9 protein-coding genes and 2 riboswitches are annotated in these 12,734 nt (G+C 51.2%); of the genes, 4 read left to right on the forward strand and 5 right to left on the reverse strand.

The genetic code is table 11. From position 1 onward, the window contains the following. Positions 1 to 203: 203 nt before the first annotated feature. Positions 204 to 1,586: a pectate lyase family protein gene (locus ACO0LM_RS19210; RefSeq protein WP_423038980.1), complete on the reverse strand. Its 1,383-nt coding sequence runs from the start codon at positions 1,584 to 1,586 to the stop codon at positions 204 to 206. 503 nt (positions 1,587 to 2,089) lie between these two features. Continuing rightward, positions 2,090 to 2,177, forward strand: a riboswitch (glycine riboswitch). Between the two features lie 11 nt (positions 2,178 to 2,188). Next, positions 2,189 to 2,312, forward strand: a riboswitch (glycine riboswitch). A 72-nt stretch (positions 2,313 to 2,384) separates the two neighbouring features. Between ACO0LM_RS19210 and gcvT the strand changes: the two genes are divergently transcribed. The 3 genes from gcvT to gcvP all read left to right on the forward strand — a co-directional run bounded on the left by gcvT (position 2,385) and on the right by gcvP (position 6,962). Beyond that, positions 2,385 to 3,515, forward strand: coding sequence for a glycine cleavage system aminomethyltransferase GcvT (gcvT, locus tag ACO0LM_RS19215; protein WP_423038982.1), 1,131 nt, complete (start codon positions 2,385 to 2,387; stop codon positions 3,513 to 3,515). 54 nt (positions 3,516 to 3,569) lie between these two features. Further along, entirely contained in the window at positions 3,570 to 3,947 is a 378-nt protein-coding gene (gene gcvH / locus ACO0LM_RS19220; protein ID WP_422988160.1) for a glycine cleavage system protein GcvH, read from the forward strand. A gap of 126 nt (positions 3,948 to 4,073) precedes the next feature. Further along, positions 4,074 to 6,962 (forward strand): aminomethyl-transferring glycine dehydrogenase, encoded by a 2,889-nt coding sequence (gene gcvP, locus ACO0LM_RS19225; RefSeq protein ID WP_423038984.1) that lies wholly within the window; start codon positions 4,074 to 4,076, stop codon positions 6,960 to 6,962. A gap of 92 nt (positions 6,963 to 7,054) precedes the next feature. On the opposite strand, the gene ACO0LM_RS19230 is transcribed toward gcvP, so the two are convergent. The 3 genes from ACO0LM_RS19230 to ACO0LM_RS19240 form a co-directional block, all read right to left on the reverse strand. Further along, a complete protein-coding gene (locus ACO0LM_RS19230) occupies positions 7,055 to 7,300 on the reverse strand; it encodes a hypothetical protein (RefSeq protein WP_423038986.1) in 246 nt (81 codons plus the stop codon). A gap of 94 nt (positions 7,301 to 7,394) precedes the next feature. Continuing rightward, positions 7,395 to 9,512, reverse strand: a complete 2,118-nt coding sequence (locus tag ACO0LM_RS19235; RefSeq protein WP_423038988.1) for a GGDEF/EAL domain-containing response regulator — start codon at positions 9,510 to 9,512, stop codon at positions 7,395 to 7,397. Between the two features lie 227 nt (positions 9,513 to 9,739). Then, positions 9,740 to 10,201, reverse strand: coding sequence for a cache domain-containing protein (locus ACO0LM_RS19240; RefSeq protein WP_423038990.1), 462 nt, complete (start codon positions 10,199 to 10,201; stop codon positions 9,740 to 9,742). A 379-nt stretch (positions 10,202 to 10,580) separates the two neighbouring features. Here ACO0LM_RS19240 and ACO0LM_RS19245 point away from each other — a divergent pair, with 379 nt between their 5' ends. Next, positions 10,581 to 10,916: an energy transducer TonB gene (locus ACO0LM_RS19245; protein WP_423038992.1), complete on the forward strand. Its 336-nt coding sequence runs from the start codon at positions 10,581 to 10,583 to the stop codon at positions 10,914 to 10,916. Positions 10,917 to 11,030: 114 nt separating this feature from the next. Here the strand turns inward: ACO0LM_RS19245 and ACO0LM_RS19250 are convergent, their stop codons facing one another. After that, complete coding sequence (locus ACO0LM_RS19250; protein WP_423038994.1) at positions 11,031 to 12,638, reverse strand: methyl-accepting chemotaxis protein; 1,608 nt, start codon at positions 12,636 to 12,638, stop codon at positions 11,031 to 11,033. Between the last annotated feature and the right edge of the window lie 96 nt (positions 12,639 to 12,734).

Consider the following 12,734-nt stretch of genomic DNA (forward strand, 5'->3'; position numbering starts at 1 on the left):
TGTCACCATACGGACAACTTGCAACTTAAAGCCAATCTCAAATGTTCTTCTTTTTGCTTTCATCTCTTTTCCTCAATAAGTGAATTATCCCACCTATCTCGGTGTCCGTTATTATTAGACCACTACATTATTTGGACAGTAGGGAGCGGCCTGGGATGGCCGCTCAGCTTCAGATTGCAACTACAGCATTACTGTTAACTCTGTTATTTACAACTCAGTTGAGCCAGCGACGTACCGGCACCAGCCACTGCTGGCAGTTTTTGTTTCAGGCAGGCAGGTTCATCTGGGGTATAGCTGTAAGAGATACCAACCGGCAGGTGGGATGTGGTTGCCCAGTCTGTGGCGTCGCGGTTAGGTTTGGAATCGCTGGCTACCCATTTGATGCCGTAGGTGTTGAAGTCGGCAGGGGTATTGATGTTATTGTTGCGCAATTCCCAGTAGCCGATAACATCGCTGTCGCGGGAAGTCACGGGGTTTTGTGAATTCTCGAAATAGTTACTCTCGATTAGCGAATAACCCTGCATGCGCACATTGATGCCCGATGTTTGGATGTCGCTGTACAGGTTGTTATAGATGTGGGTATAGCCGCCGCGTTGCAGGGGCACACGAGAGCCTATATTTTTATAGTAATTGTGATGGAAGGTGATGTAACGGTCGCTTGCATCGCTGTCACTGGAACCGATCAAGCCGACTTTGTGATGATCATGGATGTAGTTGTAAGAGTAGGTCAGGTGATGTGCACCGGCCTTGTTATCCACCAGGCCATCAAACTCCAGATCGCCTGCGCCCGGACATTCTGCCAGTGAACTGAACAGGGTATTGTGATCTACCCAGACATAGCCAGGGAACTTGCCGCTCTGGCCTTCAATGCCGATGGCGTCGATAGAACCGGGTAACAAACCTATGGTCATGTTGCGGATGATGATGTTGGTTGCGCCACCTTTGACGGCGATACCAAAATTGGCAGCCGAACCATTACTGCCTTCAATGGTGACATTGCCTTTGTTCTTGATTTCAACAATCGCACCTTTGGCCTTTTTCCATTGTGTGCAGGCATCAGGAATAGTGCGGAAGTCAAACGTGCCGGTATACCGGATCACCAGGCCACCAGTGCCGCTGTAGGCATCAATTGCCGCCTGCATTTGTGCCGCAGTGCTAACCGTCACTGCTGCCACGGCGCCGCCACCAGTGACCAGACCGGCAAAGCCACCACTGTGTCCGGCTGGTGTGGTGCCCGTGCCTGATCCATCGCCAGTGCTGCCACCGGTGCTGCCACCTGTGCCACTGCCGGTTCCACTATCTGGCGTGCCGGCTGGGCCTATGGCACATTTCTCTTTGATATCCGCAGTCGCTGCCACACCAAAGCTGGCGGCGTTACAACTGACATTGCCAGACAGGGATTTCACCACCCATTTGTTTTTCAAACCAAACGACACTTGCAAAGCTTTATCACCCACTTTGCAGACTTCGCCTTCATCGGCGCATTTGGAAAAGCCGGACGGCCAATCTGCTGCATACACAGAACTCATACTGCCAGACGCTGCGATGGCGGCAAAGGCGATCAATTTCAATTTTTGCTTATTCATTTTCTCTCCGGTCACTTCTTCATCTGTTAGTAGTTAAAAAAATTATTTGCCAGACTTAAATGCTTGATCAAAATGTCTGATCAAAAACCATAGGCAGTCGTTTTCCCTTGAATCAGAAACCGGAGCCGACAATAAATCTGCTTGTACCGATATTTGTACAATGGAAATAAAACTGCAGCGAAGAGTAACAACACAAACAATGTTGTATGGCAATTGTTTCTACTTAATACAATAATTACAAATTCATACAGAGGCGCGCCGAGATTGATCATGGTCCGCTAGAGATTGGCCATATGGTTGGCTATATCGCTTGAATTTTTGCTGTGTTTTGCTGTGCGTTGTTGTGAGCACTGCCCAATTCTTTGTGAGTGGTTCTGTTGCTTAAAGAATTGGTAACATCGCCTTGAAGTGCCGTTTTGCTAATTTTTTCACTAATCCTTCAGCTTTTCTGTAAATATTTCTGCACCCAACTACCCAAGCCCTGGCAAGCCTTATATAATCGCGCTACTTGATCGGGAGAGCGTGACGAAAGTCGCCGCCGAAGGGGCTAATACCCAAAAAACTCTCAGGCAAAAGGACCGATCAACGGGGTAGCTAAAAGTTACCCCAACTCTGGAGAGCGGTAGCGGCATAGCAATTCGCCGGGCTACCCACCGAAGGTGCGCGCGGGGAAGCAAACATACACAGCTCCCGTAATCTCTCAGGTACCAGGACAGAGGGGTATGCGATTTCAACGCATGCGACGTTCATTCGTCGGCGTGCGCTTGTTCGTCCCTTCAATCTGGTAATGAGGCATTCATGACGCAAACAGCGACATCACTCAAGGCAACTCCCCTCAATGCAGCCCATCGTGCGGCTGGTGCAAAGATGGTTGATTTTGGCGGCTGGGACATGCCTGTCAACTATGGTTCCCAAATCGAAGAACATCATGCCGTGCGCACTGACTGCGGCATGTTTGATGTCTCCCACATGTGTGTCGTCGATTTGCAGGGTGAAAATGTGCGCGGCTTCCTGCGTGGCCTGGTCGCCAATAATGTCGATAAATTGCAGGTAGCGGGCAAGGCCCTGTATTCCTGCATGCTGAAGCCTGAAGGCGGCGTCATCGATGACCTGATCATTTACTTCTTTAGCGAAAACTGGTTCCGCCTGGTGGTCAATGCCGGCACGGCAGAAAAAGATGTGGCATGGATGAATGCCCACAATGCACAAACCAATAGTGGCTTGACGATTACCCAGCGCCGGGATGGCGCAAACGCTTTTGCCCTGGTCGCAGTGCAGGGGCCAAATGCCCGTGCCAAAGCCTGGGAAGTCTTGCCAGAGACCAAGGCCGCCAGTGCCGACATCAAACCCTTCAATGCTGTGATTGTCGCTGACACTTCCTATGGCGAAGTGATGGTGGCACGCACCGGTTATACCGGCGAAGACGGTTTTGAAATTGCTGTTTCTGCCGAACGCGTCACTGATTTGTGGAATGCGCTGGCAGCCGCTGGCGTCAAACCTGCTGGCCTGGGGGCACGCGACACCCTGCGTCTGGAAGCGGGTATGAACCTGTATGGCCAGGACATGGATGAAACCGTCAACCCGCTCGATGCTGGTCTGGCCTGGACGATTGACCTGGTCAGCGAACGCGATTTCGTCGGCAAGCAAGCCTTGCAGACTCAGGGCCAGAATGCCCAGTTCCTTGGTTTGATCCTGCGTGAAAAAGGCGGTATCCTGCGCGCCCATCAAAAAGTAGTGTGCGCGCAAGGTGAGGGTGAAATTACCAGCGGTACGTTCAGCCCGACCATGCAACAAGCGATTGCCCTGGCGCGGTTGCCTATGGGTGTGTCTGTGGGTGATACTGTGCAGGTTGTTATCCGTGACAAGCAATTGACAGCGTCTGTGGTCAAACTGCCTTTCGTCCGTAACGGCAAAATCCTGGCAGCCTGATTTGAACCGGCAGTCTTACTGATTATTATTTAATTTACTTATTTGGAGCCCATCATGAACGTACCAGCAGACCTGAAATACACTACATCCCACGAATGGGTACGCACAGAAGCAGACGGCACCATCACTGTCGGCATTACTGAATTTGCCCAGGATGCCTTGGGCGATATCGTTTTTGTTGACCTGCCCAAAGTTGGCACCGTGCTCGACGCTGGCAAGGATTGCGCAGTGGTTGAGTCGGTCAAGGCTGCCGGTGATATTTATGCCCCAGTGACTGGTGAAGTCGTTGCCATCAATGAAGCACTGGCTGATGCACCAGAAGCCATCAATGCAGACGCTTTTGCAGCATGGCTGTTCAAGCTGAAACCAGCAAATATTGCTGACGTGGATGCCTTGATGAATGCTGAAGCTTACGCCAAGAACATTGCTTAATTGACGCACCTAAGGTGGCCTGATGGCCACCATATTGCCAGCTTATTGCTTTGATTTGCCTGAATGCGGTTAGCTCTGCATAGCACCGCCTGATACTCCACGTTACTCTTCTGTGCCTCACATACCATGATCCGTCCTTCACTGACACAACTGGAAGCACACGATGCTTTCATCGCACGCCATATCGGCCCTTCTGACGCAGAACAAGCCGCCATGTTGAAAACCCTGGGCTATGCAGATCGCACCGCCCTGATTGATGCCATCGTCCCGGCCAATATCCGCCGTCACGATGTGCTGCCACTGGCGCAATTTACCGAAGCCAAATCCGAACAGGAAGCATTGGCCACATTGAAGGCGCTGGCGTCGAAAAACCTGGTACTGAAGTCTTTGATCGGTCAGGGTTATTACAACACGCAGACACCTGGCGTCATCCTGCGCAATATCTTTGAAAACCCTGCCTGGTACACCGCTTACACACCGTACCAGCCAGAGATTTCCCAGGGGCGGCTGGAAGCAATCCTGAACTTCCAGCAAGTGATTACGGACCTGACCGGCATGGACATTGCCAATGCATCGATGCTGGATGAAGGCACAGCTGCCGCCGAAGCAATGACGCTGATACAGCGCGTGGGTAAATCCAAATCCAATGTGTTTTATGTCGCCGCTGATGTCTTGCCACAGACCCGCGAGATCATAGAAACCCGCGCCAAACCACTGGGTATAGAAGTGCGTACCTGTGCCGGTAACGAAGCGCTGGAGAATGAATGCTTTGGCGTCTTGCTGCAATACCCTGGCGTCGATGGTTCCATCAGCGACTACCGCGAATACGCGGCGGCCTTGCATGCCAAGGGCGCGATGGTCATCGCCGCTGCTGATTTGCTGGCACTGACACTGATCGCCTCACCAGGTGAATGGGGCGCAGACGTGGTCGTCGGCAACAGCCAGCGCTTTGGTGTGCCGCTGGGCTTTGGTGGCCCGCATGCAGGTTATATGGGTACCCGCGATGCATTCAAGCGCAGCATGCCTGGCCGCCTGGTCGGCGTGACGATTGATGCGCAAGGCAACAAGGCATATCGCCTGGCCCTGCAAACACGTGAACAACATATCCGCCGCGAAAAAGCCACATCGAATATCTGTACCGCACAAGTATTGCTGGCAGTGATTGCTTCCATGTATGCTGTCTACCACGGTCCAGCAGGCCTGCGCCAGATCGCGCTGCGCGTACACCGCCTGACGGGCGTGCTGGCTGGTGGCCTGAAACAGCAAGGCCTGACCATCGCCAATTCCACCTACTTTGATACGCTGACTGTAAATGTCAGCAATGCTGCTGCCTGCCACCAGGCTGCTGAAGCTGCTGGCTATAACCTGCGCCAGATCAGCGCAACCCAGGTTGGTGTCTCGCTGGATGAAACTGTTACCCGTGCTGATGTTGAAGCCCTGTGGGGGATTTTTGCCAAAGCAAGCGGCGTAACAGCTACATTGGATTTTGCGGCGATTGAAGCAGGTGTCAATGATGCCTACCCGGCAGCGCTGACACGCGGCACGACTTACCTGACACATCCAACCTTCAACCGTTATCACGCAGAACATGAAATGCTGCGTTACCTGCGCAGCCTGGCGGACAAGGACCTGGCGCTGGACCGCACCATGATACCGCTGGGTTCATGCACGATGAAGCTGAATGCTACCAGCGAAATGATTCCTGTGACCTGGCCAGAGTTTTCCAACATCCATCCTTTCGCACCCAATGACCAGACCATCGGTTATCGTGAAATGATTGATCAACTGGAAGCTATGCTGTGTGCAGCAACCGGTTATGACGCCGTGTCCCTGCAACCGAATGCCGGTTCGCAAGGTGAATACGCAGGCTTGCTGGTGATTCAGGCATACCACGCTTCGCGTGGCGAAGCCCATCGCAATATCTGCCTGATCCCGTCTTCTGCCCATGGTACCAATCCGGCATCGGCCAGCATGGTGGGCATGGACGTGGTGGTGGTTGCCTGCGATGACAAGGGTAACGTCGATCTGGTCGACCTGAAAGCCAAGGCTGAAAAACACAGTGCCAACCTGGCAGCAGCGATGGTGACTTATCCATCGACACATGGTGTGTTTGAGGAAGGTATACAACAACTGTGCGATATCGTGCATAGCCATGGTGGCCAGGTCTATGTCGATGGTGCCAACATGAATGCACTGGTGGGTGTGGCCGCACCTGGCAAGTTTGGTGGTGATGTCAGCCATTTGAACCTGCACAAGACTTTCTGTATCCCTCACGGTGGTGGCGGCCCTGGCGTAGGCCCGGTGGCTGTTGGCGCGCATCTGGCGAAGTTTTTGCCTAACCAGAAATCGACAGGCTATGTGCGTGGCGAAGAGGGTATTTCTGCTGTCAGCTCGGCGCCATTCGGCTCTGCCAGCATCTTGCCTATCTCATGGATGTATATTGCCATGATGGGTTCTGAAGGTTTGAAGGCAGCGACAGAAACAGCGATTCTGGCCGCCAACTACATCGCCAAACGCCTGGCCCCGCATTACCCTGTGCTGTACAGCGGTCATGACGGCCTGGTCGCGCATGAATGCATACTGGACCTGCGCCCATTGACCGATGCCACCGGCATCAGCAATGAAGATGTGGCCAAACGTCTTATCGACTTTGGTTTCCATGCACCGACCATGAGCTTCCCTGTGCCCGGCACACTGATGATAGAACCGACAGAAAGCGAATCACAGGCTGAACTTGACCGCTTCATCGATGCCATGATCAGCATCCGTGAAGAAATCGCCAAGGTCGCCAGTGGTGAATTCGATGCCAAGGACAATCCGCTGAAACATGCGCCACATACTGCAGAAGTGTTGATCGCCAATGAATGGCCGCATGCTTACAGCCGTGAAGTGGCAGCTTACCCGGTTGCTTCCCTGCGCAAGAATAAATACTTTGCGCCGGTTGGTCGTGCTGATAATGTCTATGGTGACCGCAATCTGTTCTGTTCTTGCGTACCGGTCAATGAATACGAGTAAGCCTGTTGTTGTGTGGCTTTAGCTTATAAAAAACGGACATGTTTGCATGTCCGTTTTTTTACCAAGTTGTAATAGGTGAAATCTAAGGCGTTTTAGCTGTCTGTGTTTGGGTTATATATGACAAAATGCGGCGATTCATTAAAGCGTTTGTCGAAGTCCGATAAATGCCTATGTTCCCATTTTGATCCCTTACTTTCTATTTCATTGGCAGCAGAAAGCATGAAACTTGCGATCTTTCTTAGTTCTTCGACCGAGGCCAGCAGGGTAATTTCTGCTAATTCATCAGGTATTATTTCTTCCGGAGGAAGCTCGGTATTTTTATAGCCATAAATTTTCAATTTGTTACCTGAGAAATTACTTGGATTTTAGTATTTTACTGCATATCTTTTTACGCCAGTAATTTTCACAAAGTTGTGCACTGATTCTGTTTATTTAACTGGGAGAAATAGCAAGGTCTGGCGTTTGGAGCGCTATTCCTTTCCTTAATAACTTCTCGAATTGCTCGGCCCCGACGGGTCTGCTGAAAATATAGCCCTGTCCTTCTTCGCAATGCTGTTCCTTGAGGAAGGATAGTTGTTCTTCCTGTTCCACGCCTTCTGCGATGACTTTTTGTTTCAGGCTATTTCCCATGGCGATAACGGCACTGGCGATGACGCCGTTGCTATCGGTTTTGTTGTTGCCTATGTCTTGTACAAATGACTGGTCAATTTTCAGTACGTCGATGGGGAACTGGTTCAGGTAGCTGAGACTGGAGTAACCAGTACCGAAATCATCAATCGCTAGTTGTATGCCCATATTTTTTAATTGCTCAAGGATGGCAATGCTGCTTTCAGCATTGCGCATCAATACACTTTCGGTAATTTCCAGTTGCAGGCAGGTTGGGGGTAAACCGGTTTCTATCAGTATGGTATTTACACCTTCTACAAAATCCTGGCGGCGAAATTCAACGGCAGAAATATTCACCGAGATGGTGGCAATATCCAGGCCACTATCCTGCCAACGCTTGGTCTGTGCACAGGCTTCACGCAATACCCAGCGACCAACGGGAATGATGACGCCACAGTCTTCGGCAATGCCGATAAAGCGTATCGGCGGCACCATGCCCCATTGCGGATGCTGCCAGCGCAGCAAGGCTTCTGCGCCGGTGATGTCACCTGTCTTCAGGTTGATCTTGGGTTGATAGTGCAAGAAGAATTCATTACGTACCAGTGCCACACGCAGATTGGCTTCGATGACCTGGCGCTCTACGGCGCGCACATTCATTTCGGGTTTAAAAAACTGATAGTTATTGCGTCCCTTGTCCTTGGCCTGGTACATGGCCGTATCGGCATTCTTGATCAGGGTTTCTGCATCGACGCCATCAGACGGGTAGACGCTGATACCGATGCTGGAGGTGACATGTAGCTCATGTTTGTTGATATGGTGCGGTGCTGCCAGCGACTTTAATAATTTCTCGGCAGTCAGGGCAGCATTTTCAGCAGACTTGTCGTCTGTGACCAGAATCACGAATTCATCACCACCCTGGCGACTGACGGTATCAGAATTGCGTACGCATGCGCTTAAACGTTCTGTGACGGATTTCAGCAGCTTATCACCAGTGGCATGTCCCAGTGAATCATTGATATGCTTGAAATTATCCAGGTCCATGAACAGGATGGCCAAAAAGCTGCCACGCCGTTTGGCGAGACCAATTGCCTGTGCTATACGATCATTCAGCAGGGCGCGGTTAGGTAAATTGGTGAGAAAGTCGTGCTGTGCCAGGTGGGCCATTTTTACAGCCATGGCCTTAGCATCCGTAATATCGTGGAACACCATGACTGCACCAGCAATATTGCCGGCCGAATCGTGGATGGGTGCGGTTGAATCTTCAATCGCTACTTCACTGCCATCACGCCTGATAAGTATGGTACCGGGTGTCAGGGTTGTCGCCATATCCTGTTGCAATACCATTGCCACAGGATTGTCTTTTTCCTGCCTGTTCTCGCTATGTATGATGGGCATGACGACGGTAATTGGTTGGCCGCGCGCTTCTTCTCTGGTCCACAAGGTCATATGTTCTGCGGCGACATTCAAATAGTCAACATTGCCTTCCATATCCGTGCCGATGACGGCATCGCTGATGGAGTTGAGGGTGATTTCTGCCCGCACCTTTTCGATGTAGATGGCCTCTTCAACCGCTTTTCGCAGTATGACATTGCGCAAGGATTGCGGTACCAGGTAACTGGCGAAATGCCCCTTGGTCAAATAACCCTGGGCCCCCGACTTGACTGCCTCAATGGCGAGCGTTTCATCATCACCGGACAGGGTAAGAATAGGAATCTGTGGCGCATTGGCGAACAGGCTGTCAAAAGTCGCGATGCCCTCGCTGTCGGGCAGATACAAATCTGCCAGCATGGCATCCACCTTGTGTTTCTGAATCTGCGTGATGGCCTCTGACAGGCTGCCTGCGATCAGGATGTCATAGGGACCATCACTGGTTTCGCGCAGTGCATTCTGAAGTGATACGCGATCAGTCAGGTCGTTGGTGATAATAAGTATTCGCTGCGTCATAAGTGTTTCCCGTTGGCATGTCATGTTTCCGTGAGGTCAAACTACGCGGCATGTTAGCGGGCGTCTGTACGATGTCGCACAAAACTGTCGAAAATCAACTTATGGCAGGATGGATATCTTTTTATTTGCCAGGATCAGGCTTGAAGATGTAAAAAAGATATCGTTATAAAGGTATCGCTAAAAAAACAGCCGATACCTTTGTGCTTGAATTTTGTGTGCAGTGAAGATTACTTACCCTTGTAAATTCCCGCTTCCAGTATCACGTCATTACTGCGGAAAATATAGGTGGTCTTGTTCTCTATCTGCTTGGTGACAGGGTTGTTATAACGATAATCAACCCAGCCTTTGCCTTTGCTCTTCGCCAGTGTCAGGATGTCTTTGCGGTAGTATTTACCGTCGGCATCTGGCAGGTCCAGCATGTTTTTACCTATCAGCTTGGGATTGATGGGGTGGGCGATGACGGCGCCATCCATGCCGCGCATGTACAGGTAGATGGCACCATTAATGAATTCAGGGTTTTTATTATTGATTTCCTGCGCCAGGGCATCCTTGCCATGTTTTTGCATATAGGCGACCCCTTTTTCGACCATAGCGATCGCATCAGCGGGATTGTCTTCAGCATGAGCGAGTTGCAGGTGGCTGAGTAACAATAAAGTGACTAAAGTTGCAAGCAATTTCAAGAATTTCATTTTGTCTCCTCCTGATGTTGTTTCTTGTAGTTTCTTGTACAAACCCGTAGCCAGACGGCAAGCCTGAATTCAGGCTAGCGGAAATCATTCAAAAAGGCAAAATGTTTAAGCGGGTGCTGCATTCGGTGGGTGACATTGTTGTTATTGTTATTGCAGTGCGATAAACAAACCTGATTACCGTCACTGCAAAAGCTTGGTTATATAGAGGGTATTGGCAGGTTTGCTCAACATGCTGATCGAGGAAAGATGTTTTGCAGAAACATGTTGCTATGCGGAAAAAATATGCAGTAAAATACGCTTCGTGTTTCTATGTGGCAATTCCTGGCAATGTTGGGCAATTCCTTACTTTCGAAAAATCCTTTATTTATCATCGACTTCCATGAAAAAAATTATTTTAGCTGTTGCGCTGCTCGCTTCCTTTGTGTCTGTTTCCGCCAACGAAATCGCCCCTTCAGTTGATAAACAAACATGTGAAAAACCGATTTATCCAAAATCTGCGCTGATGAATGAAGAAAGCGGCACCGTAGTATTGTCGGTTCTGGTTGGCCCTGATGGTAGCGTTGTTGAATCCAAAGTCGAAAAATCCAGCGGCTCAAAGGCATTGGACAAAGCAACACAAAAAATTTACACCTCTTGCAAATTCAAACCGGGTGCAAAAGATGGCAAACCGCAGCAGGCATGGACCAAGCTGGAATATGTCTGGAATCTGTCCTGATAACTGATTTTTGCTGATCAGTCTTGATCAGCAAGATCAGCAAGACGAAAAAAGAGATGCCATGGCATCTCTTTTTTTATGACATTGACCTCTTGTGATACTTGTGCGCGCAACTCAACGCGGCAAACGTGGGTTGTCGTGGGGTTTGGCGCGATGGACAGGATTATGTGAATTAACCGGACTCGCCGATCTGGCCGGTTCCATGCGGACCTTGAAAATATTCACCACTTGCGCCAGCGCGTCTGCCTGTTCATTCATGGCCTGGGCAGCAGCAGCGGCCTGTTCAACCAGTGCCGCATTCTGTTGCGTCATATTGTCCATATCCACGATGGCGTGATTGACCTGTTCTATGCCGGAGCTTTGTTCCTGGCTGGCCGAAGCAATTTCTGCGACGATATCGGTGACGCGCCTGACGCTGGCCACTACATCATCCATGGTGGAGCCGGCGATGGCCACCAGCTTGCCGCCTTCTTCCACTTTCTCTGCCGAACTGTCTATCAGGGTTTTAATTTCTTTGGCGGCAGAGGCGGATCGCTGCGCCAGATTGCGCACTTCGCTGGCAACGACGGCAAAGCCGCGTCCCTGTTCACCGGCGCGTGCCGCTTCTACTGCTGCGTTCAATGCCAGGATGTTGGTCTGGAAGGCAATGCCGTCAATGACGCTGATGATATCGACAATTTTCTTCGATGATTCATTGATGGAACCCATGGTGGCCACGACTTTACCCACCACGCTGCCGCCCTGGGTCGCCACTTCAGAAGCAGAAATCGCCAGTTGGTTGGCCTGTCTGGCATTGTCGGCATTTTGTTTGACGGTGGATGTCAGCTCTTCCATGGTGGATGAGGTTTCTTCCAGCGCACCGGCCTGTTGCTCGGTACGGCTGGATAAATCCAGATTGCCCGAGGCGATCTCACCCGAAGCCGTGGCAATCGATTCAGAGCCCGTGCGTACTTCACTGACCACAGCGGCCAGCTTGTCACGCATGCTCTTGATGGCAAACAGCAGGCTGGACTGGTCATTGTGCCTGAGCTTGATGTCGGTGGTCAGGTCGCCCTCGGCGATATGTCCCACCACTTCGGCCGCATAGGCTGGCTCGCCGCCCAACTGACCCAGAATGGCACGCGTGATGCGCCAGGCGATGCCGCCTACCAGGGCCATCATGACGCAGCCCACACCCAGCAGTATGCCGGCCTGTTGCCAGAACGAATCATTGATGTCGTCGATGTAGGTGCCGGTTCCCACCAGCCATTCCCACGGGGTAAATCTTTTTACGGCATAGATTTTATCGACCGCTGCCTCAACGCCAGGGCGAGTACCAGGGGCTTGCACGATCCCCAGGGCGCTGTTTGCCAGTGAAGCCCGATAGCGGTCGCCGGATTCTTTCATATCCTTTTGTGGAACACCGATGCGTGAGGCTTTGGGGTGTACCAGCAGCAAATCGTCGTTGTAGCCGCGCACAAAGAAATACATTTCATCCTTGTGGAAGCTGGAAATCGCCAGTTTGGCCTGTTTTTGGGCATCATCACGCGACAGCTTGCCCGCCTGTTCCAGCGCATGGGCTTTTTCTATGGCGGCATAGGCCATTTCGACCATGTTGGAAATCTGCTCCTTGCGTTCCTTCATCATGCTCTGGCGCAGGGAATACAGCGAAATGATGGAAATGACGGAGATACCGAAGAGGGTGATGGCGCACAGCAGAATGATGCGGGTACTGAGTTTCATGACGTGGTCTCACTGGTTTATGCAGCGCAACAGGTGTGCGTATGACAGCGAGAGAGCTTCCTTAATCATCTCTGGCCTTTAGCCCATGCTGATGGC

Source organism: Undibacterium sp. Di26W (assembly GCF_049340265.1).
Classification (GTDB): Bacteria; Pseudomonadota; Gammaproteobacteria; order Burkholderiales; family Burkholderiaceae_D; genus Undibacterium.

Excerpts from the sequence above, each read along its gene's own strand:
- ACO0LM_RS19240 (WP_423038990.1), bottom strand. The coding sequence starts at position 10,201 with ATGAAATTCTTGAAATTGCTTGCAACTTTAGTCACTTTATTGTTACTC.
- ACO0LM_RS19210 (WP_423038980.1), bottom strand. The coding sequence starts at position 1,586 with ATGAATAAGCAAAAATTGAAATTGATCGCCTTTGCCGCCATCGCAGCG.
- gcvP (WP_423038984.1), top strand. The coding sequence starts at position 4,074 with ATGATCCGTCCTTCACTGACACAACTGGAAGCACACGATGCTTTCATC.
- gcvT (WP_423038982.1), top strand. The coding sequence starts at position 2,385 with ATGACGCAAACAGCGACATCACTCAAGGCAACTCCCCTCAATGCAGCC.
- gcvH (WP_422988160.1), top strand. The coding sequence starts at position 3,570 with ATGAACGTACCAGCAGACCTGAAATACACTACATCCCACGAATGGGTA.
- ACO0LM_RS19235 (WP_423038988.1), bottom strand. The coding sequence starts at position 9,512 with ATGACGCAGCGAATACTTATTATCACCAACGACCTGACTGATCGCGTA.
- ACO0LM_RS19250 (WP_423038994.1), bottom strand. The coding sequence starts at position 12,638 with ATGAAACTCAGTACCCGCATCATTCTGCTGTGCGCCATCACCCTCTTC.
- ACO0LM_RS19245 (WP_423038992.1), top strand. The coding sequence starts at position 10,581 with ATGAAAAAAATTATTTTAGCTGTTGCGCTGCTCGCTTCCTTTGTGTCT.